Annotated in this window: 20 protein-coding genes; 11 read left to right on the top strand and 9 right to left on the bottom strand. The window is 44.7% G+C overall.

The features are described from left to right. Positions 1-249 precede the first annotated feature (249 nt). The 5 genes from A3CY_RS0106575 to A3CY_RS22890 form a co-directional block, all read right to left on the bottom strand. Positions 250-2,100 carry a hypothetical protein gene (locus A3CY_RS0106575; protein WP_155828203.1) on the bottom strand — a complete coding sequence of 617 codons (1,851 nt, stop codon included), beginning with the start codon at positions 2,098-2,100 and terminating at the stop codon, positions 250-252. A gap of 20 nt (positions 2,101-2,120) precedes the next feature. Further along, a complete protein-coding gene (locus A3CY_RS0106570) occupies positions 2,121-3,494 on the bottom strand; it encodes an O-antigen ligase family protein (protein WP_018337118.1) in 1,374 nt (457 codons plus the stop codon). Between the two features lie 356 nt (positions 3,495-3,850). After that, complete coding sequence (locus tag A3CY_RS0106565) at positions 3,851-4,309, bottom strand: hypothetical protein (RefSeq protein WP_018337117.1); 459 nt, start codon at positions 4,307-4,309, stop codon at positions 3,851-3,853. 904 nt (positions 4,310-5,213) lie between these two features. After that, entirely contained in the window at positions 5,214-6,257 is a 1,044-nt protein-coding gene (locus A3CY_RS0106555; RefSeq protein ID WP_018337115.1) for a BF3164 family lipoprotein, read from the bottom strand. A 7-nt stretch (positions 6,258-6,264) separates the two neighbouring features. After that, on the bottom strand, positions 6,265-6,498 hold the full coding sequence (locus A3CY_RS22890; protein WP_155828202.1) for a hypothetical protein: 234 nt from the start codon (positions 6,496-6,498) through the stop codon (positions 6,265-6,267). A 110-nt stretch (positions 6,499-6,608) separates the two neighbouring features. Between A3CY_RS22890 and A3CY_RS0106545 the strand changes: the two genes are divergently transcribed. Next, positions 6,609-8,015: a sensor histidine kinase gene (locus A3CY_RS0106545; protein ID WP_018337113.1), complete on the top strand. Its 1,407-nt coding sequence runs from the start codon at positions 6,609-6,611 to the stop codon at positions 8,013-8,015. Beyond that, positions 7,958-8,665 (top strand): response regulator transcription factor, encoded by a 708-nt coding sequence (locus A3CY_RS0106540; protein WP_018337112.1) that lies wholly within the window; start codon positions 7,958-7,960, stop codon positions 8,663-8,665. Before A3CY_RS0106545 ends, A3CY_RS0106540 begins: the two co-directional genes overlap by 58 nt. A 2-nt stretch (positions 8,666-8,667) precedes the next feature. Here the strand turns inward: A3CY_RS0106540 and clpX are convergent, their stop codons facing one another. From clpX to A3CY_RS0106525, 3 genes are read right to left on the bottom strand one after another with little or no spacing between them, the layout of a single operon-like run. After that, positions 8,668-9,885: an ATP-dependent Clp protease ATP-binding subunit ClpX gene (gene clpX / locus A3CY_RS0106535; protein ID WP_018337111.1), complete on the bottom strand. Its 1,218-nt coding sequence runs from the start codon at positions 9,883-9,885 to the stop codon at positions 8,668-8,670. Further along, entirely contained in the window at positions 9,885-10,562 is a 678-nt protein-coding gene (gene clpP / locus A3CY_RS0106530; RefSeq protein ID WP_018337110.1) for an ATP-dependent Clp endopeptidase proteolytic subunit ClpP, read from the bottom strand. The genes clpX and clpP overlap by 1 nt, the downstream gene beginning before the upstream one ends. A 59-nt stretch (positions 10,563-10,621) precedes the next feature. Further along, positions 10,622-11,920: an alpha-L-fucosidase gene (locus A3CY_RS0106525; RefSeq protein ID WP_026207391.1), complete on the bottom strand. Its 1,299-nt coding sequence runs from the start codon at positions 11,918-11,920 to the stop codon at positions 10,622-10,624. 510 nt (positions 11,921-12,430) lie between these two features. Here A3CY_RS0106525 and A3CY_RS0106520 point away from each other — a divergent pair. Then, positions 12,431-12,760 carry an RNA recognition motif domain-containing protein gene (locus tag A3CY_RS0106520; RefSeq protein ID WP_018337108.1) on the top strand — a complete coding sequence of 110 codons (330 nt, stop codon included), beginning with the start codon at positions 12,431-12,433 and terminating at the stop codon, positions 12,758-12,760. A gap of 338 nt (positions 12,761-13,098) precedes the next feature. Beyond that, positions 13,099-13,611, top strand: coding sequence for a DUF4494 domain-containing protein (locus tag A3CY_RS0106515; protein WP_018337107.1), 513 nt, complete (start codon positions 13,099-13,101; stop codon positions 13,609-13,611). 173 nt (positions 13,612-13,784) lie between these two features. Here A3CY_RS0106515 and A3CY_RS0106510 read toward each other — a convergent pair whose 3' ends face one another. After that, positions 13,785-14,762, bottom strand: a complete 978-nt coding sequence (locus tag A3CY_RS0106510; protein WP_018337106.1) for a hypothetical protein — start codon at positions 14,760-14,762, stop codon at positions 13,785-13,787. Between the two features lie 340 nt (positions 14,763-15,102). On the opposite strand from A3CY_RS0106510, the gene A3CY_RS0106505 reads away from it, so the two are divergent. The 7 genes from A3CY_RS0106505 (at position 15,103) to A3CY_RS0106475 (ending at position 25,436) form a co-directional block, all read left to right on the top strand. Beyond that, positions 15,103-15,663, top strand: a complete 561-nt coding sequence (locus A3CY_RS0106505) for a DUF3575 domain-containing protein (RefSeq protein WP_018337104.1) — start codon at positions 15,103-15,105, stop codon at positions 15,661-15,663. 8 nt (positions 15,664-15,671) lie between these two features. Then, positions 15,672-17,210, top strand: a complete 1,539-nt coding sequence (locus A3CY_RS0106500; protein ID WP_155828201.1) for an OmpA family protein — start codon at positions 15,672-15,674, stop codon at positions 17,208-17,210. A gap of 48 nt (positions 17,211-17,258) precedes the next feature. Further along, positions 17,259-18,857: an Mfa1 family fimbria major subunit gene (locus A3CY_RS0106495; RefSeq protein ID WP_018337102.1), complete on the top strand. Its 1,599-nt coding sequence runs from the start codon at positions 17,259-17,261 to the stop codon at positions 18,855-18,857. A gap of 152 nt (positions 18,858-19,009) precedes the next feature. Continuing rightward, complete coding sequence (locus tag A3CY_RS0106490; RefSeq protein WP_155828200.1) at positions 19,010-20,014, top strand: FimB/Mfa2 family fimbrial subunit; 1,005 nt, start codon at positions 19,010-19,012, stop codon at positions 20,012-20,014. 18 nt (positions 20,015-20,032) lie between these two features. Further along, complete coding sequence (locus tag A3CY_RS0106485; RefSeq protein WP_018337100.1) at positions 20,033-21,436, top strand: hypothetical protein; 1,404 nt, start codon at positions 20,033-20,035, stop codon at positions 21,434-21,436. 58 nt (positions 21,437-21,494) lie between these two features. Further along, positions 21,495-23,762: a fibrobacter succinogenes major paralogous domain-containing protein gene (locus A3CY_RS0106480; protein ID WP_026207388.1), complete on the top strand. Its 2,268-nt coding sequence runs from the start codon at positions 21,495-21,497 to the stop codon at positions 23,760-23,762. A 15-nt stretch (positions 23,763-23,777) separates the two neighbouring features. Continuing rightward, the gene (locus tag A3CY_RS0106475; RefSeq protein WP_018337098.1) at positions 23,778-25,436 is read left to right on the top strand and encodes a hypothetical protein; all 1,659 of its coding nucleotides are present in this window, start codon (positions 23,778-23,780) and stop codon (positions 25,434-25,436) included. Positions 25,437-25,753: the final 317 nt, after the last annotated feature.

Genomic DNA, 25,753 nt, shown 5'->3' with positions numbered 1-25,753 from the left:
ACAGAAGACCCAAAGAGGAACCGTGGAAAATCCGGGGTAATCCTCTATCACTGTCGTGTTGCTGCCGTTTTCGCTATAGTGTTTCTGTATCAAAGATTATAGAATGTCTACGGCAAAAACGGAGCGAGAACGGGAGTGGGGTATGTTTTGGGTTAATCTTCTTTGGGATTATAGTGGGTTCTCGGTATGATTACGTGCGGAATCCCGGAGTATAATGGTATGTTATCATCGAACTCATGTTGAATGAAGTTAATAGAAACGAATTTCTCCTTTTTCGTCAACCGTGAAAATTCTTTCTTCCACTCCTTTGGTTCTGTTGTGTAACCAATAGAGTGCTCCCCGGGGAACGTTGTTATAATCGAGATAATAGTCCGTTGCAATTTGTCGTCCCAGTGATTGCCATCCTTTTAAATCATGATATAAAAGTTCGTATTCTTCCCCGGGATAGATTCCGTTGCCATCACTCCGGGGAAGAATGATGATTTTGGAGAGCTGGACAGGATGAGGAAAATTTGCTAAAATATTAGGTGTGTTGTAGCGTCTGTTGATATTGGTTAACGGGTTGCCATCAAATCCCGCAATAAAAGTTGAATCTATTTGTACGGGAATCGGGAGGTTATTGGAATCAAGGAATATTATTTCAGCACATGCGCATCCCATGGGAATCTCTATTCGACTATGGCGATATAATTTCTTGCTATTTAAGATACATTCACAGTATGTACCGGCAATGTTCGATGTTATACTAAGTGTGTCGGGAGATTTGAAATTCGAGGTTTCGGATAGTTCTATGATTGTTGTTTCCAGTTGTTTGTTATAATTGTATATTGCATTGGATAAGGGGTATTTCCTGTATAGCCGGAGGTTTTGTTTCGCTAGGGTATCCGGAATAAGATATTTGATTTCTTCATTTAGATTTAAAATGAATGGATAATGTAATGGTGTCATTTGTCGTTTGGGATAATGAACGGGTAAGTAGACCAGTTTTTTCCCCATGTTTTTAAAATCTGCACCAGTAGAGGTTAGTTCACCGATGGCGATGGGTTGCCATTTGAGGTTACAGAACACGCTTAGGTAGGCGTAATTGGGTGTTTTTTTCACGGGTAGATACGGGTGAACGTGAATATTGGCGGTATACATATATTCGTTACTGACGTCTTTATAGAATGGGTCTTGGAAAAACTCGGGGATATATTCGCCTTCTTTGGGGGTTAATGTGAACTGTCTGGAGTAAGTTCTTCTGTATATTTTAGATGATTTGCGTTCTAGGGCCATCGGAATGGTTGTGTTTCTTGCTTCCGGGGACATGGTGATATTCCAATAATGATAACCGTTACGATTTGCGTAATAGGGAATGCAGTCAATTGCGGAGGGTATAGTGATAGCTCGCGAGTAAAAATTGTTGTAGATGGCTTTAAAACGACAATCGTTGTAAATATAATTTTTGCATAATTGATATATTAGGTCGTTTGAAATCGGTTTGTTCAAATTTTTTAATTGTAAGTTGTAGTTAATGTTTTCAATAGTGTATTTTAAGTCATCCGAGTGTTTTAATTTTTCCAGAGATATGGGGGATATTTCAAGTGAGTCTATCCATAGGTCTATGCGTTCGTGACCCATCCGATAGGGGAGTATGTATTCAAGGAATAGGTCGAAGGGAATGTTTTGTAACCAAGAATATTCTTCTAATCTCTTGAATGAAAGGTTGATATGGCGAATTAAAAAAGCGGCTTTTATGTGTCGTGCATCTTCTTGTTTGCGAGATACTTGTTGGATTTCTTTCATGTGAGTCATGGATATTTCAAGAGCTCTTTTAGAAAAATAGCTGGCATTGCTGTCTGCGTATATTTTTTCACGGTATTTATTAATTATATCTCCTTCTAAGGTATAGTGTCCGGGCATGTTCTCGATAAGGAATCGGGCGGCCCGGAGTTTCAAAGAGTCTTTGGCGGAGTGGGAGTAATGGGTTAAGACTTGTTCTAATTCATGTCGGTTATTTCCAGCCAAGGATAAAGCTTGCTCAAGTTGAGTATCTTGGGTCGTGCATGAGATAAATAGAAAAACGAGTATGAAATGCAAGTAGTAGATGTTGTAATTCATGATATTAGATAAGTTTGAAATTATGAATTGTTTTTGCACCATGTTCTAACGATTTTTTTGATACTTAGCGTGGTTGAGTTTGTGATTTTAGGTTTTAAGGCTAATATTTCTTGGGCGATAGATTTTGCAAGTTCTGTTTTGTTATGTTCTTTGTACAGGCAGAATAATTGATAGCGAGGCATTAAGTAACAAGGTACCATACGGATGGCTTGTTTGAAGCAAAGTTGGGCGTTGTCGAAGTTCCCGTGTCGTGCGTGGCAGTTGCCTAGGTCACATAAAATATCGGTCGTGGGCTGCAAGAGAGCTGCTTGTTCGAGAAGGGGTTGGGCTTCTTTATATTTTTGGGCATGGTATAGGATGTGGCTATAGGCTAAAATGAAATCTTTGCAGAATTTATACTTGTTATAGTGTTTTTGCAAAAGAGTGTCGGGTGTTTTGTTTGTAGATATTGATAACGAGTGTAATTTTTGATCTATATCGATTCTGCTCTTGTACTCGAGAATCACGGGAACGAGGCATATCCCGATGATGATTCCCGTGAATTTGTACATGGCGTTTCGATGTGTATGAAAGGTATACATGGGTTTGGCATCATTAGCTAGTGTTGCTATTAGTGAAATGAATATTATTTTTAATGACAGTATTTCGGCGGGATAACTGAAACAGGCAAAAATGAAGAATCCACCCAGTGTAGTTTTTGCTATTTTCCCGTGTGTGGTTGTGGTGGGGGGCAAGAATAGAACAAGAAGTAGGGTACAAAATAGAATTAGACCGATGCATCCTTGTTCGCAGGCGATGCGGATAAATTCGTTGAAAGCGTACGTGTTGTTACTCGCGAGGTATTCGTTGAGTGTGTTTGTGTTGTTGTTGAGGAATTCGGCTTGGGCGTTCATGTATGTCGCTGGAAAGGAGTCTATGCCGTGACCGATGATTGGAACTTTTTGGTACATATTGATGGCGGCTTGCCATATCTGAATACGTCCAGTGGCGGAATCAGGTCGGAAGAAGAATAGCGCAATCCCGGAGAATAGTATGATGATGCATTCGGTAATGCGGCATTGGAACTTGCGTAAATGATAGAGGTAATGGTGAAAGAAATATAGAATTCCGACAATAATGGCTAACCAACTTGCCCTGGAGTTACTTCCGATGAGGGGATAGAGTTGTGTAACAAGAATAGTTAGTGCAATTATTTTTTGCTTGAGAGGAAAATGATGCCAATGTAACCACGTGTATGTTATCGTGATTAGAAATGCCATCGCGAGGAAACCGCCGTAGGGACCCGGGTTCTCGAAGCTTCCTGTAAACGTGAAATAGGTGTTGCGCAAGGCTATTAATCCTCCGTGTTGTAGTATACCTATTATTGCTTGGCATATTCCCGCGGGAATGAACACGAGGAGAATGTTGCGGGTTTGATAATTTGTGCGTAAGAATATATACCATAGGCATAAGCCGAGGCTTTCGAGAAGAATACCTGTGTCCGGAGTAGGGGTATTTGAGGTGAAAAATCTTATCCCGCACCAACTGATCCAGAGTGTGAAAAATAGGTCAATTGAAGTGAAGTGGAATAATGTTTTTTTGTGAAGACAGATGATTAGTCCCGCATAACTTAGTGTGAATAAAAAGATCATGCTCTAGTTGCCATGCATGAAGTGCTCTATTGGGCTAATGAGAGGGAGGCATATCATGAATATTGCAACTAGGGATAGCACGAAGGAGTGTAGGTTAGATGTGATTTTGGAAAGGTATTTCATTGCGAAAGTTTGGAAGTAGATTTATTTGATTTTTTCCTTTTTTTCTGGTATTCAAGAATTGCACCTCCAATTAATTCAATTTTGAGATAGGTGGAAGTCAATAGGTGAATGCGAAAAGTTTCGACTCTGTTGTAAGCTCGTACGATTAAATATTTTCCATTTTTGATTTTCCCTACTTTTGTTTGATTGAAATTTGTGTTAGGTGTTTCAGAAAGATAGTAGGCTTCTTTTATTTTATATTTCTGTGGCTTTTTTTGCCCCGTGTCAAGTTTGAGTTTATAAATTTCTTGTTTCCGAGTAAATTTTAAAGTGATACTTGAATGATGATTGTCTAGATCGGGATGGATTGCGTGTCTTGTATTTTTGCGTAATAGATTAAGGGTATTTTTTTTCTTTTCCCCGAATGTTGTAATTGATATGCTCAACAGAATGCAAATTAGTAATGTTTGTTTCATGATGCTATTTTTTTAGAGGATTTTATTGTAGGGGTAATGTTTTATCGTTTTTTTTTTTGTAAATTCCAGTATTATAGAAGTTTGTGAGTCTTTAAGTTTTAAATAATGTTGGTTTAATTCAAGTATTTGGTATATAGAAATATTTCCATTTGAGTTAATAGCAATAATATGACTACCGTTGAGAACTTTTCCGACGTTAGTTGAATCGAAGCTGATATTATAGTTGTTGACTTTTATTTGCATGGAGGTATCTTCAATTAATTTGTGTTTTTTACTTGTGATTTTATCGTTTTGTAGAGTATCAAATGTGAAGTTCTTGGGATGTGAAAGATAAAAATGGTGTTGTATACTATTTTTATTTCGTGATGTGAAAATGTGATGAATGAGCTTTTTTGAGGTGAAAAAATGAGTTAGAGTGCTAGAGGTAAACTGTATTCCTGTTGTAATTTTTTTTGGAGAAGGAAAAATTAATTCCCATTTCCCCTTTTGTAATAAGATTAAGGTATCTAATTTGTTTTGCGCGATGGAATCGCGCAAAACAAATGTAATAATAATTGATAGTAATAGATATTTCATATAATGTATTCCATAATACTTGTTACACAAGTGTTTAATACTTGAGGTGTCATGGTCCGTGGTATATTACTCATGGCGAATCGATCTGTGCGCTTTTCAATATATTTTAGTGGATCTGTACTACTTCCTGGATTTTCTCCACCACTTAGACATGTTCCATAACAAAGTAAACGTCCGCAGTATTCGCACCGCTGACATTCGCATGGATTCTTGTGACAGATCATACACACGTTTGGATCCGTGGGGATAGGACAAGTGCATGGATAATTCCAACAGATTCGGCAACATTTGCATGGATATGCTTTACAAACAAGACAACATCTACATTTTATATGTTGATTTTGATTAATGAAGTGTATTGTTTGGCGGAGATACCGTAAAGAGCGTCTTCGTTTGGATCGTAACAGATATTAGCCAATGGTGTGTCCAGAAGACATTCTTTTAATAGATTTCCTTCCCAGTCGTAGATGAGTAGAGAGTATCCATCTAAAGCGGAATTACCCATATCACGGTACGAATGACCGGAATAGAGGGCGTACACGTGGTGTTGTGACACAGTTACATCGGGAAAACCGAAGCGATTGCTTCGATAATATTCCACGTTGGTAGAGGGCGTTTCCGTGATATCGGCTTCGGGCAAATGCAGACGGTGCATTTTTGTACGCTCGATAGTACCTGAAGAGGTGATTTTGCAAAAATCAATGACACCACTGTACATATCTGCACAGACGAAAGCGGATGCGTCCGGGCGTACTCGAAGTACATTGCTGGCGTATAACATGGCTTTCGTGGTTTCTTGTAATTCGGGATATTCCGGATGATCGGGATAAGATAGGAAGTAGCGTGCGCTATTGTCCGTTAGCGAGTAGTACAGATAGCGTCCTGCCGAGTATAGGCCTGTGGCGATCACGAAAGTGGTGGTTTTGGCGGCAACGAGATGTTGTTGACCGATAGGCAGGGATATGATAGTTTCGGTTGGAGTACTCTCTACCCGGGAGAGTGTAGGAGTAATGGCGGTTTCGATAAGGCGTCCACTTCTGAAATCCAATGCCGTGACGGATTGCCCGTTATAGGAGTTGAGTGACATAACTTGAAACATGTTGTTGCCCCCACTAAATCTGCGACGGAAAAAACGATTCTTTTGTGTTGTTTGTATGTCGACAGAGATGGCGTTATAATTGTTGGTCGGTGATATAGTGATGAGGGTGTTGCCGAATTTCACAAGCCCTCGGGTATGATAAATATCGTGCACGGAAAGATCGGATATTTGTGAAGTTGAGATCTTATTATTTTTGGATAGGTCAATATTATCCATGGAACAACTCCATAATAGGCTACCGAATATGAGGTGTAAAAGTATATTGTTTTTCATGGGTGAGTTAGTCTTTTAGTTTTAATCCGGTTTGTGGTTTACCGTTGATATAACAATACCCTCGTCCCTCTATGCACATTGAAATATCGTGAGATTCTGAAAAAGAAAGTTGTTCTATATTTTTTAAGGTTGTGGGTGTGGTTGTGGTGTTTGTTTCTTTTGCCAACGTTTTTTTGATGTTGCAAAGAATTCCGGTTAGTGTGATACTAGCAATGCAAGCAGTAAGTATGATTTTTTTCATTATATATATTGTTTTTAGTCGGTACGAAAATATGTATAAAAAAATGATTAAAGGTGGCAAAAAGGTGGCAAATATTTTCTTATTTTTGCTTTAGTTGGAAAAGAGGATGTATGTATAAAGATTTGAAAGTAGTTTGGATATTTGTTGTCATTGTAGGGATAATTTTGATCGTTAGCCAATGTTGGCAATTACATAGTTTATTCCAAAAGGCAAAGGAGAATTATATTTATAAGTATAAGAGTGTAGTTGAGGATGCGGTAGTTGAACTTTCCATGTTAACTCATAAAGACGGATACTTGGTTGGGTATGACGCTGAAGCTAAAAAGATATCCTATTTGTTTGATGGAAAGAGAGAAGATCATTACGTCACAAATGATGTTGCGATGCAATGGATGTCCAGTAGACCGTTGTATGATGTACGGGACACGAGTTTGTGGACATTGGAGAGAGTAAACAAGGGGATACAGGGTCGAGTTGCGGAGCGTTTGGGAAAAGATAGCTTAATTTTAGAGTTAAGTGTTCGAGATAGTTCGGAATATGAGGTGAAGCGTTTACGGTACGGAGAGTTCAAGGGCATATCGTCTTGTCGTTTTTTTGTGAATTTGGGATTTTTGGAAAAAGATACTTTGGAGGTCACGTGTGATTTCACGTGGGATGATTTTTGGGAAGAGATGCGTGATCGGGTGATGTTCGTGATGACCTTGTTTTTATTGTTGCTTTTTTGTATCATTTTTCTAGTACGTCGTTTTTGGCGGGAGAAAAAGACTACGGCATTTCGGGAGTTGTTCGTGCAGGCTTTCGTGCATGATTTGAAGTTGCCGGTGGCGAACGCTTTGAAGTGTAATTATCTTTTGGAGAAAGGATTGGTCGCGGGTGATTTGGAAAAGAATAGACTGCGCTTGGGATTGTTGGCTAACCAGTTGGAGCGAATCGAGGGTACAATCGGTATGTTGTTGACCACGATGGTGAGTGAACATGGGGTGTCTATTCATCCGGGAATGATGAACGTGCACGAGTTGTTGAAAGAATTGGCTGAGAGCGGGCGTTGGCAAGTACCTCCGGGTAGGACTTTTCAAATCAGGGTGGATTTTGAGGACGGACCCGCTTTTATCGAGGGGGATAGGATGTTGTTGGAAACCGTGTTCCAGAACTTGATAGAAAATGCTTTGAAATATTCGGACGGGCACGTGGAGGTCGTGTTGCATGGCAAAGGTCTGGAGAAAGGAATTTTGGTGAGCGTGGAGGATAATGGCAGGGGAATACCGGCTAACGCCTTGAAACGGGTATTCAAGACCCGTTATCGTTTGCCCCGTGACCGGGCTCAAGTTCGGGGAACGGGTATCGGCTTGAGCGTGGCGAAGTCCGTGATAGAGGCACATGGAGGAAAGATTTGGGCGGAAAGCGAAGAAGGGCGGGGAAGCCGTTTTATGATTATGTTACCTTATCAAATAGCAACGGGATGGAGAATGAAATTAAAATATTATACGCGGAAGATGATCCGGATTCTGTGGAGTTAACTTTGGCTGTACTGGAGCATGAGGGGTTTCTCGTGCAAGTCGTGCCGGATGGCAAGTCGGCGTGGGAGGCATTTCAGAAACGTAGACCTGATATTTTGATGCTTGATTTGGAACTGCCCAAGAAAAACGGCATCGAATTGGTTGAAATGGTGCGGCGGATGGATCAAGATACGCCGGTTGTGCTTTACACGAGTTTCGCGACACCCGAGAACGAGGTGGCGGCGTTGAACAAGGGTGCGAATGATTTTGTTAGTAAGACGACTCTTCCCGATGTGCTGGTAGCCCGCTTGAAGAGTATTTACGATCGGATTTGTTGTAATCCGCGGCAACCGTACGTGTATCAATTGTCCGCGAGTACCGTGTATAATAGCGTGACCCGAGAGTTGCATATCACGGGAAAGACGATGACAATGAAACCTTTGGACGGAATGCTTTTGACGTTATTGTGTGCCAAGTGTAACGAGATCGCGGGACAGGATTATTTGCTCGAGGGTTTGTGGGGGAAAGCGTCTGTCGGTAAAGAATCGGAAGTGAAAAAGTATATTTTGCACGTGAGGAAAATATTATCTCCCGACACCACGATTGAAATTCATAGTGTCGGGAGAGGGGCATATTGTTTATATGCTCGCGGGCTTGCCCGGTTCTGGTGAAATTACGCCCGTAACTTCTGAGCTGTAAGTCGGTCGAGTTTGCTCTCGGCGTATTCTTTAGTGACCGTGATGGATTCACAATTCTGAGAGGGAATTTCGAACATCAGGTCGGTCATGATGGCTTCGCATATGGAACGTAATCCGCGGGCGCCCAGTTTAAATTCAACCGCTTTGTCGACAATGTATTCGAAGACATCCTCGTTGAAACTCAATGCGATGTTGTCGAGCTCGAAGAGTTTGATGTACTGGCGGATGATAGCATTTTTAGGTTCCGTGAGGATGTTGCGTAAGGCTTGGCGATCCAAGGGTTCCAGGTAAGTCAGCACGGGAAGACGCCCGATGATCTCGGGAATCAGCCCGAAAGACTTCAGGTCTTGTGGGGCGATATATTGCAACATATTGTCCCGGTCGAGGAAAGAGGTTTCTCTGCTTGCCGTGAATCCTACCACTTGAGTATTCATGCGTTGGGCGATCTTTTTCTCGATACCGTCGAATGCTCCGCCGCAGATGAAAAGGATATTCTTGGTGTTCACCGGAATCATTTTCTGGTCGGGGTGTTTACGTCCGCCTTGTGGGGGAACGTTCACGACGGAACCTTCCAATAATTTCAGTAACCCTTGTTGCACTCCTTCACCACTGACGTCACGGGTTATGGACGGGTTGTCGCCTTTGCGGGCGATCTTGTCGATCTCGTCGATGAAGACAATACCTTTCTCGGCGGCGTCCACGTCATAGTCGGAGGCTTGGAGCAAACGGGTCAGTATGGACTCGATGTCCTCGCCCACGTACCCGGCTTCCGTCAGCACGGTGGCGTCCACGATCGTCATGGGCACGTGCAGCATCTTGGCAATCGTGCGGGCTAACAAGGTTTTCCCCGTTCCCGTGCGACCGACCATGATGATGTTCGACTTCTCGATTTCCACGTCGTCGTTCGCGGACTTTTGGGTCAAGCGTTTATAATGGTTGTAAACAGCCACGGCGAGGTGTTTTTTCGCCTCGTCCTGACCGATCACGTATTGATCCATGAATTCCTTGATCTCGATCGGTTTTTTGACATCGAGGTGATCCACGTCTAAAGGGGTGGAGTGGCTACGTTGTTCTTCCTGCACGATGTCGTACGCCTGTTGGGCGCACATCTCGCAGATGAAACCGTCCATTCCGGCAATCAGAAGATCCACTTCGTCGCGTGATCTTCCGCAAAATGAGCATTTATCTTGCATTACTTGTGATCTCGAGTTAAAACCGTGTCAATCATTCCGTATTCTTTCGCTTCCGCGGCTGTCATCCAATAGTCGCGGTCGGAGTCTTTCTCCACTTTTTTCAGCGGGTTGCCGGAATGGTCGGCTATGATTTGGTAAAGTTCTTTTTTCAATTTCATGATTTCCCGTGCCGTGATCTCAATGTCGGATGCCTGACCTTGGGCGCCGCCCATCGGTTGGTGGATCATGATACGGGAGTGTTGCAGCGCAGAACGTTTCCCTTTGGTTCCTGCCGTCATCAACACGGCTCCCATGGATGCTGCCATACCGGTACAGATGGTAGCCACGTCGCATTTTATGTATTGCATGGTGTCGTAGATTCCCAGCCCGTCATAAACGCTACCGCCCGGGGTGTTGAAATAGATCTGCACGTCCTTGGTCGGGTCGGCGGATTCCAGGAATAATAATTGAGCCATCACGATATTTGCCACGGTGTCGTCGATCGGCACGCCGAGGAAAATGATACGGTCCATCATTAATCTTGAAAAAACGTCCATGCTAGCCACGTTTAGTTGGCGCTCCTCGATGATCGTCGGGGATATATAGCTGGCAGTAGCCGACTCGAAACGATGTAGGTTCAAGCTGCTGATGCCTTTATGCTTTGTTGCATACTTTTTGAATTCGTCTTGTGAAAACATAAGTCCTGTTTTTTTTATTATACGGCGCTAAATTACGAAAAAAGGAGGGAAAAAGCGAATTATCGCCAAACAATCTCAATCACGTGGTCGATGTCCGTGGGGACTTCTCCTAATTGGAGTAAAATTCCTTCCTTGGTTTTCGTGTATTTCAGCGGTTGTTTATCCTTGTATTGTACGATACTTTTTATTTTTTTGTTCGTGATAGGAAGTAGAAGTTTCGCTTTGTCCAGGTTAAGGATGTGAATGTATAGTTTATTGCCTTTCTGGGTGGTAACACCCCATTCCTGGTGTGGGATGATACCCGCGCGGGTGCCGTAGAGGGTTTCGCCGTAGGTTTTTATCCATTCCCCGATTTCTTTCAGGTGAGTCACCGAGCCTTCGGGAAAGTCGCCCCCCGGGCGGGGACCCACGTTGAGGAGGAGGTTGGCGTTATTGCCCGAGGCTCCTACCAGCTTGTGGATAAGTTGTTTGGTCGATTTGAAATTCCGGTCGTTGATATTATATCCCCACGTGTTGTTCATCGTTTCGCAGCTTTCCAGCGGGAGGGAACTGATTTCCGCGTCGGCGGAGTATCCTGCCGTGTTTTGCCCGGGCAGGTCACGCTCGAACATCTGGAAGTCCTCGCCCTCGAAGGGGGCTTTGTGGTGATTGTTCCCGATAAGGCAACCCGGTTGCAGGCGATGGATCAAGGAATATTGTCTCTCCAGCTGCCAGTCAGCGTCCGGTTTATCCCACCAGCCGTCGAACCAGATGCCTCCGATGGAACCATAGTTCGTGAGCAATTCGGTCAGTTGGGCGTCCATGAATTTCAGGTAATCTTCCCATGTCCCGGACGGCGTGCGTCCCGTGTTGCGTCCGGTACGTCCCCACGGGGCGTAGTCGGGACGGTGCCAGTCGATATGTGAGTAATAGAGGAAAAGTTTCAGCCCGTGTTTTTGGCAGGCTTCCGCAAGTTCCTTAATGACATCCCGCTTGAACGGGGTTGCCTTCACGACGTTGTAGTCCGATTGGCGCGTGTCGAACATGGAAAATCCGTCATGATGGCGTGAGGTGAAGCAGATATATTTCATCCCGGCATCTTTGGCGATCCGTACCCATTCGTCTGCATCGAATTTCGACGGGTAGAAACCTTCCGCCAATTTCTGGTATTCTTGTTCGTTCAGGCTTTGGTTGGTTAATACCCATTCGCCGTCCCCCAACATACTGTATATTCCCCAGTGGATGAACATCCCGAATTTAGCGTTCCGGAACCATTCCCGGTTTTCCAGGTTCTCTCGCGAGGGGGTATATTTTTCCTGTGCCAGGCAGGGCGATATCCATGCCATTAGTAAGACTGTAATGATAAGTAGATTTCTCATGATGCAGTTCTGATTAAATTTTTCACGAAATTAGTAAATACATGTTTAATCTTGAAATTTTGAGTCGTAAAATGCTGCCGGAGGAGGAAAAATCTCCATCCGGCAATGTTTGCCGGGGAGTATGATAGCCCGTATTGTCCGTGTATCCCTTGTAATCCCGGGGTAATCCTTGGGTAATACTACTTCTGCTTACTTGCAGATCGGATATAACCTACTTGTATCGCCGCTGGAGAACGGGGATGCAAGTAGGTTGAAAGTGGCTTGTAACGGTCGAGAGGTAATATAAGGGTGGGATAACTTTGGGATTATTGGAGGATAAAATACTTTTTCAATAAAATAATTTCAATAAATACTTGCTAGTTTAAAATATAGTAGTACCTTTGTCTGCAGATTGAATTGAATTATTTGTATTTAAATCACTTTCCTATCAATGTATTTGTATCGTTAAGTAGACTTTTTTCAATGGCAATTCTCAATCATTATTTATTAATCAATTAAAATTTGTACTTGATGAACATTTACATTTCAAATTTAAGTTATAGCGTTGATGACGCTGATTTGAACACCTTGTTTGCAGATTACGGTGAAGTGGTTTCTGCTAAAGTTATTATGGATAGAGAGTCAGGAAGATCAAGAGGCTTCGGTTTCGTTGAATTGGCTGATGATACTATGGGACAAAAAGCGATCGATGAATTGAACGGCGCTGAATATGATGGTAAAGTAATCAACGTGAATGTTGCCAGACCGAGAGAAGAAAGATCAAACGGTGGTGGTAACCGCGGTGGTGGGTTTAACAGAGGCGGTAATCGCGGAGGTTATAATTCAAACAGAAGATACTAATCTATCGATATGATACAGAAAAGAGGCTTGTTACCAAGCCTCTTTTTTTGTGTTTGATAAATCCGTTTTACTTGTAGAATCGGCTATGCAATCCGATGATGCGGTAGCTGATGGGCGTGCGTAAATAATCGTAGTGAATCTCCGTTGGTGATTGTGAGATTTTCCCCGAAGGGCTTTTATAAAAGTTCTCGGGGCTTTTTATTGTTGGGATTGATGCACGACATGGCGTTATCCCCCGCGTGTCGGTAATTTGAATTTTTATTTTTCAGGGGAGGGTACGTTTTGGGCAGAATTATTTTATTTTTGCTGTCCGATAAAACAAATTAAAAACAGAAGAAATGACAGCAAATTGGTTTGAAGCGAAAGTGAAATACGTGAAAGTGGGAGAGGACGGAAAAGAGAGAAAAATGTCCGAGTCGTACTTGTTGGACGCCATGTCTTACACGGAAGCGGAGAGTAGAATCACAGAGAGTTTGAGAGAGATGATACAGGGGGATTTCTATATTGCCGGATTAAAAAAGTCGAACGTTACCGAGTTGGTAGAGTCGAATGACGGGAACGACGATAAATGGTTCAAGGCGAAAGTGAACATCATCGATGCCGACCAGATCAGCGGGAAAGAGAAAAAGTCTGCACAATATTTCTTGGTGGCGGGTTCTGACTTGGAGCGTGCTTTGGCTAATTTGCAAAAGAGCTTGTCTACTTACGTGGTGCCTTTTGAAATAGCTTCTCTTGCCGACACGACAATCATGGACGTGTTCCCTTATTTCTCGGATGATGCGGAACAAACGATCCCCTCTAACTTGAAACCTCTCGGTAGCATGGAGGCGAATACCGAAGAATTCGAGTAAATATTCAAAAAGGACTACTCTTCCGCTCGATTTTAGATTTTAAATTGAAGGGTTGAAAAGCTAACCGAAGCCGGAGAGTAATTCTGCTCTCCCTCTATAAACAGAGGGGGAGCTGGAATAGTCCTTGCAAGTGAAGCTCATTTCTAATTTTCAATTCTGCATTTTCAATTGTTTTATTCCAGAATGTCATCTATTATTTTATTCTGGGCGTTGAAAAACAGCCGCCGTTCAAAGCGTCCGCTTTTGGAGAGCAAGGTGGAGATGTTACAGAAAGATTGAATCCACTCTTTTATCTTGCCAAAATCTTCCCGCGAATTTTCTATCATGGAAAAGCTGAAATTGGATTGAAACAGGGCGAAGTGCCTGCTGCCGGACACGTAGTAACAACTCGTGAAACCGATGTTCATGGATGAAACATAAAAGGCTGTTTCGGAAGGCAGAGGAATATTGGGCACATAAGTCCCGTTCAATGTCTTTTCAAGTTTTGATAAAATGTCGTGGAGTTCATTTTTAATATCTTCTTTTTCTTGTGTCGTGATGATGTGCATCTTGTGGAAATTATTTATTTCATTGGATAGAGCCCAGATTAGAGAATTATCCCAAACGTAGAAAACTTCACTAAAATTGAATATCTCGGTATATCTTTCAATGATTGCGGATAACCGGGAGGGAAGTTCCCATTGAGTGAAATGGTTGAACTCTTCGGATTGCACGAAATAATTGCCCCATTTGAAGAACATGAACTTTGTCATCAGGGGGGAGTGGAGGAAAAATTCGAGGGGCAGGGTGTGGTAGACGTTACCCATCTCGCCGGGCGCATCCTCGTTGATGCGCTTGACACGGTTGAAGTTGTGCTCGATGATGTCGGCAAGCGAATCCATCGAATGGAGTTTCGCGGGTACTTCCAGCACGACGGGCATCCACTGGTGGCTCTCTTCCTTGTACAACAGCCTGTCGATCGAGATATTCAGTTCTTTGGCTAGAATACCCATTTCCCGGATGGAGAAGTTTACTTTCCTTGCCAATCTCCTGTAAATGGATTCTTTCTCTAATCTCAAGATATCCGATACCAGGTTGATCAAATCTGTCCTTTTGGGAATTTTCCTGCACAATTCATCAATGAATTCGTCGTGGAGATCCTTTTTGTTCATAGTGGTATTGTTTAATACTTATTTAAAGATAGAATATGTTAATTCTATTATCAAAAATAACTATAATTTCAAACGAATTTGCTAAATATTGCATGAAAAAGCGTTCAAGTATAATAATCGAGTGTCTTCATTTTTTTTTCACTGTTTTGGATCAATGCAGGGGGCTGTTTCCTCTATTTTGGAGGAAGTCGGTTGCCTGCTTCCGACCATTCTGCGGAATAAAATTCCTGGTTGTCGGAAATTTCTCCGTATGGTCTAATTCCTGCGAGTGAGAGGGGATAAAGTTGTCTTTTTCAGGTGATAGCAATGGTTTACCTTTGTTGTAGAAAATTAAATCTGTATGCAAAGGAAAGGTTTTATATTATTAATAACAGCGGTTTGGGTTTGCACGTTTGCTAATGCCCAAAAGGTAGCACTGAAGAATAATCTGTTCATGGACGCTATGGCAGCCGTTAATTTTGGCGCAGAATTTAAAGTCGGGAAGCGAACCACGGTGGATATTCCCGCGAGCCTGAACCTGTGGAGTTTCAGCGACAGCAAGAAGTTTAAGCATTTCGCCGTGCAACCGGAGTTCCGCTGGTGGAAATGCGAACCCTTCACGGGACATTTTCTGGGTATTCACGCTCATTATGCTTCTTACAACGTGGGAGGTATCGGTCCTTTCAAGACGATAAAGGATAACAGGTACGAGGGATGGTTGATTGGTGCCGGGGTGAGCTACGGTTACAATTGGTTGATCGCCCCCCGGTGGTCGTTGGAAACCACAGTAGGGATAGGTTACGCTTATATGTCGCATGACAAGTACCGGTGCGGGAAATGCCAGCCTTCTGTCGGTCACAAGAAAGCACACTATTTCGGACTGACGAAATTGGGATTAACGTTGGTATTTCTGCTAAAATGATGTGGATTATGGGAATGAATGATAAAATAAAGAGTAAGATGGTTGCCCTGGTAGGGGGAATTGTATTTTTTGTTGCCCCGGGTACCTTGGCGGCGCAACAGAAGGCGTCGGACGTGCGGGTGGTCGTGCGAGATGTTCGGCAGGAGCGGGATAGTATACGTGCTATACTGGAAATCGAGGCTATCGGGATATCGGTTGCCCCGAGGGAACAAATGTATTTGTTCCCGGTGATTCGTGATGGCAAGAACGAGAGGAAAATGCTTCCCGTGGTTATCAATGGCAGGATTCAGCAAGCCGTGGCGGACAGGACGGAAAGGCTTTCCGGGTATGTAGAGCCTGTATATGCTTCTTTTACAACAAAGGGGAATAAACTTTTTTACCAGAAAATCGCGTATAGCGCGACGATTCCCATCGAGGACTGGATGCGGAATGCCAACGTGGCTATCGGGCAGGAACGCCGTAATTGCCGGTGCGAGTTCCATCATCTTTCGATGGAGATGATAGCCGAGGGCATCCGGTTTATCGAGAAGCCGGTGCGGGGTATCTATGATCTTCCCGTGACGATACCCGTGCCACCAAGGGAAGAGATTAAATATAGGTCGGAATCAGGGGAAGCCCAGATTATCTACACGGAGGGAAACGCTGAGATAAAGCCCGCATTGGCTGATAATCAGGCGGAGTTGGATAAGATACGCCGGAGTTTGGAAGACGTGAAAACGCTGCAAGGGGTGAAAATCAATTCGATGACGATTTCTTCTTACGCGTCGCCGGAGGGGGGATGGAAATACAATTTTGATTTGTCCGAGCGTCGTGCCGCTTCCCTGCTGGGATGGCTTCGGAGGAATCACGAATTCCCCGGGATGTTATTGTCGGCACGGGGATTCGGGGAGGATTGGACGGGATTCGAAGCTCTTGTCGAGGAGGACACGGGTATGACGGCTACCGAGAAAGAAAGTATTCTTCGGATTATTGAAGATACTGGGGATTTGGACAAGCGCGAAAGACAATTGAAATTGTTGAATGACGGACGGACGTATCGCCACGTGCTTGCTAATCTTTTCCCGGAACTTCGGCGGAGTGCTTACCGGATAGATTTCACGGTGCCCGAGTATTCGCTGGAAACGATAAAGGAAGTGTTCCGTTCCCGTCCTAGCGCGTTGTCACTCTACGAGTTCTATCTGCTTGCCAACGAGTATGAGCCGGGAAGCAAGCAATTTATGGATGTCATAGCGACGGCAGCAAGGATGTTCCCGGAGGAGAAGGTGAGCCGAATCTCGATGGCGGTGTTCAGTTACCTGTCCAATGATGTTGCGGCGGCATTGGAGTATCTCGAGGGATTGGAGGATGATCCGGATGCCTGGATTTATTTCTCTTCATTTCATGCGCTCAACGGGGAGTTGGATAAGGCAGAGCAATACGCGAAGCGAGCGGGACAGGCGGGTAATCCTGAGGCTGTCAAGTTCCTGCGGTTGATAGAACGCTACAAGGTGGACGAGGGGGTGTTTCAGGAAAAGATGAAAGAATGGGAAATGTATGGGATTGAGTAAATCCTTCGATAGTAAGAATATGATTATAGTTTATTAAAAAACACGCAGATGAAAATTAAGATGATTCTTGTGTCGATGTTTGCGATAGCGGCGTTGACCGGTTGTAGTGAAAAAGATGGAGAGCACGACGGGCAGTTTGGGGCGGGGGATGCCGATATGGCTTTTGTTTCCATCAAGATTGAAACAGAGAGCACAACGGCTCGTTCTTCGGGCGAGGGTGCGGGTGCGAATGAAAGTGACTTGAAAACGCTTTACGTGGTTGTCTTCAATGACGCTGGTAATGTCGTCGGGGTTCCGGGAACAACGGAGTACTTTATCAAAATTCAGAATGCTTCATCCAAGCCGGACGCGATCAAGATTTCGGGGGCGGCAACAAAACTTTTGATGATTGCTAACCCGGGTAGCGAACTGGTGAAAATTTTCGATGACATTAATGCACAGACAACTTTCCCCACGCTCAACGTGGCAATCAAGAGTGTTTCCAAAGGCGAGATCACGGATGAGGTTGTTCCCATAACGAGAGGTTTCACCATGATTAATAGCGGTGACGAAAGTGGAAAGAACGCGGGGGATAAGATTTCCGACCCGCTGATTCCTATCGGTGATAAAATTCAAAAGGTGACGGAAGATGTAGACGAGACTGCAGCGAAAAAAGCAGCCGAGCTGGATGATAACCGGGTAACGATTAAGATTGAACGTCTGGCTTCCAAGATTGAATTTAAGATTAAAGGAGATGATGATGCTAATATAAGTGTCTTGCCTGCTGGGGCGACCTTCTCTTTTGTCGGTTGGGTGCCTGACGCTGTAAATAGTACGTTCTATCCTTTCGCCGAGAAAACGTTACTATCGGTTACTCATACCTCCGGGGGAAGTTACACGAAGAGTTTCTATACCCAAGACCCGAATTTCACGGATGGGGTAGGACTTACCAAAGCCACGATCAATAGCGTGACTTACGAACCCGTGCTGACAGCTCCTTACACGTGGATGACGGCACCGAACAAGATTTATTGTATCGAGAATACGATGAGTGCCGTCAAACAAGAATTTGGGAATGCCACTCGTTTGGTGATTAAGGGTACCTATTATCCTCCCGGACATAGTAAACAAGGGGATTGGTTTAGTTTTGCGGGTAAGAATCATGCTAATCTTACTGCACTTCAAACGGCTTACAATGATGCTAGTGCCGGACCGAATCTAAAGGATGCTTGTGACAGGATGTTCGGTAAGATAAAAGCGTACGCGAACACACATTCTGGTGTCACTCTTGTCGGGACGACCTTTGCCACGTTGAAAGAAACCGATCTGGCACAAATCCCGAATGGAGGCGAGGTTATCAAGGAGGGTAAGACTCCCGTGATTCGCTGGTATCAAGGCGGGCGGGCTTATTACTATTACGAGATCCGGCATGATAATGAAACGACGAAGGATATGGATTTCGGTAAATACGGGGTCGTGCGGAACAACTGGTATAAATTGACGCTGGGTTCTGTCAACGGAGCGGGCACTCCCTGGTACCCGGATATTGATAATCCCGGTCCAGGTGATCCTGACCCGACAGACCCGATAGACGGAACGACAGGTTATCTGGGAGTTACGGTGAGTGTTTCGCAGTGGATTATTTGGGAGAATGAGATTGGAATTTAAATGATTTCGGGGGCGTGATTGTTGATTTCGTGATTCTTGCCATACACGGATTGACTTTGCAAGCACTCGATCGGCAATTACTAGAACCGAAATTGTTTTTCCTTTTATTCAGAAACATCAGAAGCCGGAGGCGGGCTTTAAAATGCGGGAATATGAACATGAAGAATACATACCGAAATTTGATCGATCTGGTTTTGATAGCCATCGTTCCGGTTTTTCTGTTGTCGTGTGAGCGAATCAAGGACAATATGGATGATTGCGGGATATATCTCGAATTTGTCTATGATTATAACATGGAGTATAAAGACTTTTTTGACCCGCACGTTTCGACGGTCGATGTATTCGTGTTCGACGAGGGGGGAAAGTATCTTTTTACAAAACACGCCCGGCGGGAGGAATTGACCCGAGGGAACCGGATGTTTCTGGGAGGGGATCTTCATTTCGGGAAATATAAAATATTGACGGTGGGCGGATTGACGGATCATTTCAGGGTTTCAGACCATAACGGGAACGTCCTTTCGCCCGGGCAAACGATGCTGGATGAGGTGCGGATCGCATTGGAACGGACGACGGGTGTCGTGTCTCACGAATTCTCACCCCTGTGGGTGGGGAAAACGATAGAGGTGGATTACAAGGCGGATTTGTCGGTGTGGTCGGTGAATTTGGTGAAGAACACGAACCGTTTCAACGTGTCGCTCGTGGAAACGGAGCAAAATGCAGGCGGACGAGCGGGAACTCCTGTTTATACTTTTGACGTGGAAACTCCCGAGGGGGCAGTGTACGGACATGATAATTCCCCGAGGCTGAAAGAAAAAGTGACGTACGCGCCTTATGATCTCGTGGCGGGTGATGAGCCAGGAGAACTGTCGGAAGGGAGGTTGAACACGAATCGCTTGATGTATGGGGATGACTATGATTATAAGCTCGTGGTGCGTGATGTCCCGGGCGGGAATTCCTTGTGGGAATATGACTTGATGGAGTTGCTGGAAGAGATCAAAAACGGTTTGTACCCGGGTAGCACGCTATCCATGCAGGAATTTCTCGATCGTCAGAGTGAATGGGATTTGAAGATCCGGTACAAGGATAAGGGCGGTTTTGTTGCTATCGCGATAGAGATCAACGGTTGGATAATATGGCTCAATGATATAGGTGTCTGATTTTAGAATCAAGAATTTATGAAAAATAACATCTTAAATATAGTTTTTAGCTTCATTTTTCTCGTTTCTTGTATCGCGGAGCGTTCGGGAGATGATACCGGTATGTTGGCGGGAGCGCGAAGCTTGATGGCGATAGAGGTGCTGGCGGACGGGGCTGATGAACATGATTATATTCATACCACCCGTTTCATCGTGTTTGATAATGCTTCGGTTTCTCCTGCAGTAGACGTGAATGAGGTGGTCGCTTTCAGTACGGAAGAGCAGGGGACTAAAAAGTTCAGCACCACGTTGGAGGTGAGCACTAATTCGGACAAAATGCTGGTGGTCGTCGTGAATGAGCCGGCGGCGATGACGGCCTCGCTGAATGCCGTGATATCCCGAGCAGAATTGGAGGATATGATATTTCGCATGGATGATGTCTTCAACCCGAATCACTCGTCGCCTTCTTCTTCGGGAATCCCCATGACTGGGGTGAAACGGGATATTGTTGTTGCCGAGGGACTCACTACACGGGAAGAAATTAATATCGAGCGAGGGGTGGCTCGTGTGGAACTTTGGTTGAAAAAAGAGGATGCGGTTTCTTTTGCACGGGTCACGAGTTCCACGAAAGTATCGTTGGAAAATTCTTATGCCGAGGGATATCTGGTGGTGGGTACGGAAACTGATAAAACTCGTTTCCAGACGGGAGCGGATGCCGATGATAATTTCGGACATATGTTGATACCGGATAACGATTACTCGTTCGTGGGGTGGAATTATGGAGGGGCGGCTCCGTTGGAATTGGATGATACCTATCAATTGATTGCCGCATTTTATACCCCGGAACGTACTTGTTCTTCTTTTAATGATGCCGATAAGTTGATTTTAAATATCGAGGGGGTAAGTTCTCCGGACGGGGCAAGAGAGGGACGGGCAGTTTTATCGTCTTTTTTACCGGAAGGGGGCGGAGCTTCGCGAGTTCTGACCGAGATCAGACGTAATAATATTTACCGTATCATGGCGGTTGTGAAAGAGAAAACGGTGGAATTTGAGCATCGAGTTCTCCCGTGGAAAGACGCGGGGCAGGGTATTATCATCGATCCGCAGTACTATTTGCGGGTAAATTATGACAAACGTTATATCAATGATAACGCACAGTCCGCAACGATCACGGCAGAAACGAACTATGACAGAAGCGACCGGGGGTATCCCAAGGGGATTCAATTGGGAATAATCGATTATTACGACAAGAATGGGGGAGTGGCTTCCGGTGGAGAAAGCGATTGGCTGAATGTCTCGATGTCGGGTGCAAATGGCGATTTATCCCGGAATGTGATATCTACGGCTAGCAGGAGTTTGACGGGTATTCCTGCCGGGGCTTATGCTTTGGTGGAGGTGAAGGCGGGGAATCTGATTAAGAAGATTAAGATAATCCGTTCGTAGTACATAATAAATGTGATATATGATGAGACGATCCAGAATGTTTTCAAAAATATTTTATATGACCGTTGTGCTGCTGATAGGTATCACAGGTTGTGTGTCGGATAAATTGGATGTGCCGGACGTGCCGAGGGAGTCGGTAATCATAGAGATGACAGTACCCGGATTCGAGATACCCGTAACCCGCTCGATTGAAGGTAGCAAGGGCGAGGCGGCGGTACGAACGCTGGATATGCTGATATTTGATAAATCGACTCCCTCTGCCAAATTGCTCCGGAATATTAAAGTAACGGATTTTACCCCGGAAACGTCGGGTTCCGAATATAAGGTGAAATACAGGTTGGCACTCACGCAGAATGAAGCGGGGGTCGTCGTGATTGTCGCAAACGCATCGGGTGAAGTGGATGCCGCTCTAGTAAAGCATCCTGTCGGTTCGGAAAAACAAGCTGTATTAGAAGCGTTGAAATTCTCGACCGCGGCAGGCAAAGATGGTTCTTACAAGTGGAACGTGTCGACGCCGGGCTATACCCCGATACCCATGTACGGGGAGGTGTCCGTGGACGGGATCGCACCGGGAGGAACGGTCAATGCCGAGTTGCTTCGGATGCTGGCACGTATTGACGTGGAAAATAAGGTGAAGGGGAGTATCTTCAAGCTTGAAAAGATTTATCTGGTGAGCTACAATACTTCGGGATTCGTTGCTCCCGCCTGGGATGTTTCCAATGGGATATTGGTGCCGAATCCCTATTTCGATAATAAGAATCCGATGATCCCGAATCCCTCGGGTAAGCAGGATGCCTCGCTGGACGCCGCGATGGAATACGAGTACAAGCAGGATGCGGGATCGTTGTTAGCTGGAGAAATATATACTTACGAGGCAATTAAGACCACGAAGGATGATTCTAAAAATGGAACTTGCTTGATTGTCAAGGGAAAGTATTTGGGAACGGATTATTTTTATCGTGTTGACTTCACGCAAAAAATGGAGTCATCTGCCACGGTGGAGTTTATGCCCTTGTATCGTAATCATAAATATACGGTTAATATCACGAGTGCCGAGGGAATCGGGTATGAAACCTTCGAGTCTGCGCTCCATTCATCTACCGTGTTGTCGAACTTGAAGACCACGATTCTTGTCGTGGATATGGCGGGAATAAACAATATCGTTTATGATGGGCAGTTTTTTATGGGAACGGAAAGTAGGTTACTCGATATGCCGTATGGCGTGAACAGGCAACTGCACCATCGGGTGAGTTCCGATTATCACGGGAATTGGAAAGCAAAGGTCCTTAATCCGGGTGGAACGACCTGGTTACAGTTCCCGGGGAATAAGTCAGAGATGGATGGGGTGGATATAAACCAAACGGGATTGGAGCTTGTCATAACGGCGATTTCCGCTCCTGGCGGCGGTAATTACGTGAATGGTAAGATCGTGTTTACTGCCGGGCGACTCTGTGATACTTTGACTGTCCGGAGAGTTCCGATAGCCGATCTGTTTGCACGAAGCAACGTGGTGCAGAAGTCCGGGGTATTGACTTTTGCCGTTACGGAGGAGGATAACCGAACGATTCCCGCGTGGTCGCAGGGCGTGTTCTTCAAGTGGGGATCGCTCGTGGCTATGGCTCCTGCGGGCAATCCTTATGACCCGACGACACAAGTCGTGTATCACCCTTCCGGATTGAATCCGTCCAATTGGGGAGATAGTCTGGCGGGATGGGATCGAATCCCTTATGCCCACCCGAATTTCAGTTTTACTACGCCTTCGCCGTCGGGGGACGATACGGATGCTTTCAAGGAGTATTCCGGTAACACGGGTTTCAATGAGGGAACGGGTGTCGGTGATATATGCCGCTATATTTCAAGCGGGACGGGCGGAAAAGGCTGGGTGGAAGGGAAATGGCGTATGCCGACTTATGCCGAGTTGAAGCAATTGTATGACGAAACGGGTGTGAAGACGGCACAAATCGGGACTTTTACCGATAAGATGAAAATTCTTGACGTGAATCCCGGCAGTTACCGGAGCGGTACATTTAACCCGGAAAGCGGGCAGTTCTTGGGTGTAAAGGTGACGGCTTCTACGCCAACGGAAAGCAATATGAAAACACCACCTTCCGGAACGGTTTTCTTACCTGTCGCGGGGCAACGTTACCCGAATGGTTATGGAAACGTGTATCACGCGGGGGCGTACGGGTATTATTGGTCGGCGACGCCCTACACGGTGAACAGCCGATATACCGTGAATTATCTCTTTTTGGGTGAAGGCGAGGTCATGTTTTACGATGCCGACCGTTCGTATGCTTTCCCGATACGTTGTATCAAAGATTATTAATGATAATATAAATATATGATGAAGAAATTATCTTTTTTCTTGCTTGTATTGACGCTGTCGGGCGTGTGTGCCGATGTGTGTGCCCAAACGGCGGATTTATTTCCTTTCTTCAGGTCGTTTTTGGATAATAATTTGACGGGAGTAGATTTCCCGGCACCCAATCAACTTGAAGGTTCGGGGAAGACTAAGGAGGGAAGGTATAAAAGGAAAAATCAGGCAGGTTTGGTGAATTTGGTGGGATTGCAGCTCACGAGCGGAAAGGAAGAGGTGGGTGCTTTTTATTTACCCGAGTATATCTTTACCACGAAGGATGGGCTTTTAATCGAGTTCGAGTATATTATGAAATATACCGTTTCGACAGAAAAGGGGGTGACCGATGGTATTTGTATGTTTTTGGTGGATGCAACCTCGAATGACTATATCGGTGCTAACCTGAAATACGGGGCGGAAGGGGCAGGATTCGGTTATACCCATAGATCATCAGTACACACGAGTATTAGCAAAGGCGTGTTGCCTATTACCGGTATGAAAGGCGGGTATTTGGCGGTAGCGTTGGATCAGGGTAATTTTAAAAATTGGCGTTTCGAGGATTACGAGATGAGAAACGGGATTCCTTATGATGATAACCCGACTAAAATAGATAATGTACAACCTAAAAAATATGATACCCGAAGTAATGTTACGATTCGGGGAGCTGCCGGACGTAATACTAAAACAATAACAACTTCCACGAGAACGCATACCCTATATGAAGGAAGCTGGGGGTTTCCGGTACTTATAACCCGCCACACGGGATGGAGTATAGACAAGGGGCTTGAAAGCGAGAGTATCAATGGATTGAGGAATGAAGCCGGATTCCAGTTGAATACGGCAAGCGGTAAATTTGAGCAACACGTTAGCCCGAGGATTGATAAGCCGTTCAATATCTCGGGAGGGGCAATGTTTAATCATGCTGACGAGGCGGCATACCGGAAGGCGATCATTGCTCTTGAGCCTAATCTTCAAGATGGTGGTTTTATCATAACGGTGACTATACAACATGGAAGGGAGAAAACCGTAGTGATCGAAAAATACACCTACCCTTCTTCACTGACGTACGTGGAAAACGGAATACCTATCAGAATATCAGGAGGTGAACAACCTACTCCTTCGTGGTATCAGAACCCACCGGCAACAAATCTATCCCTTAACACGCCGCAAAAATTGGTTATCGGTTTTATGGCATCGACGGGACAGCTCACGGTGCACACGAATATTATTAAAAATTTGCGAATCACACCTCTCTATGCCGCTCATTCAGAAGATGATATTTATGAACACCGCCGGGGACCGGCTACTGTGCGCCCTTTGGATAATGACTGGGCATATCGAAGTGAGGGCGGCGTAATCAGTGCCGACAAGGGTAATCTCGATCCGGCAAGCCTGCGTATATGGACGAGTGAGAAGGAAAAAGATTGCCTCGGGACGGGTGTGTTTGAATACGAGGCTCCCGGGCAAGGCAAGTGGGTGTATAACCCGGATTTGGCGGAAATGATGTTTTTCCCGATAAAGGGTTTCACGGGCGAAGCGTCTATCATGTATGATGTTAAGGGTAAATATGATCCTTATGCCGGTGATAGTTTCCGTTCCTCGTTGGCGAAGATTGTTATCAATATGGCTGATAACCAACCTTGAGTTTGTGGTGCGGTTGTTTAGATTATGCGGGAAAAGGCTTTTTATCGAGCGGAAACGTTTGTGAAAAAGCCTTGTGCTGCACTTTATTTTGTTAAAATTTGACATACATTGTTGGTATACAGTGATATATATGTTTGTCGCTAGGCGTGTAATTTCTTGTCTAAAATTAGCTTTATACTATTAACTTTTTTACCTTTGCCGGATTAATTTTCTCCGGGTCGTTTGGTTGAAGGAGAGATGTTTCGTGAGTTTTTAACGATCGGGTGAAACTTGAAAAGAGATTCAAACGTATTTGGAAATAATTAATCTATAAAGAA

It is taken from the genome of Butyricimonas synergistica DSM 23225 (genome assembly GCF_000379665.1).
GTDB classification, from domain to species: domain Bacteria; phylum Bacteroidota; class Bacteroidia; order Bacteroidales; family Marinifilaceae; genus Butyricimonas; species Butyricimonas synergistica.
Note: the sequence above shows the minus strand (reverse complement) of the source record. Positions and strands in the feature narration are given on the sequence as shown.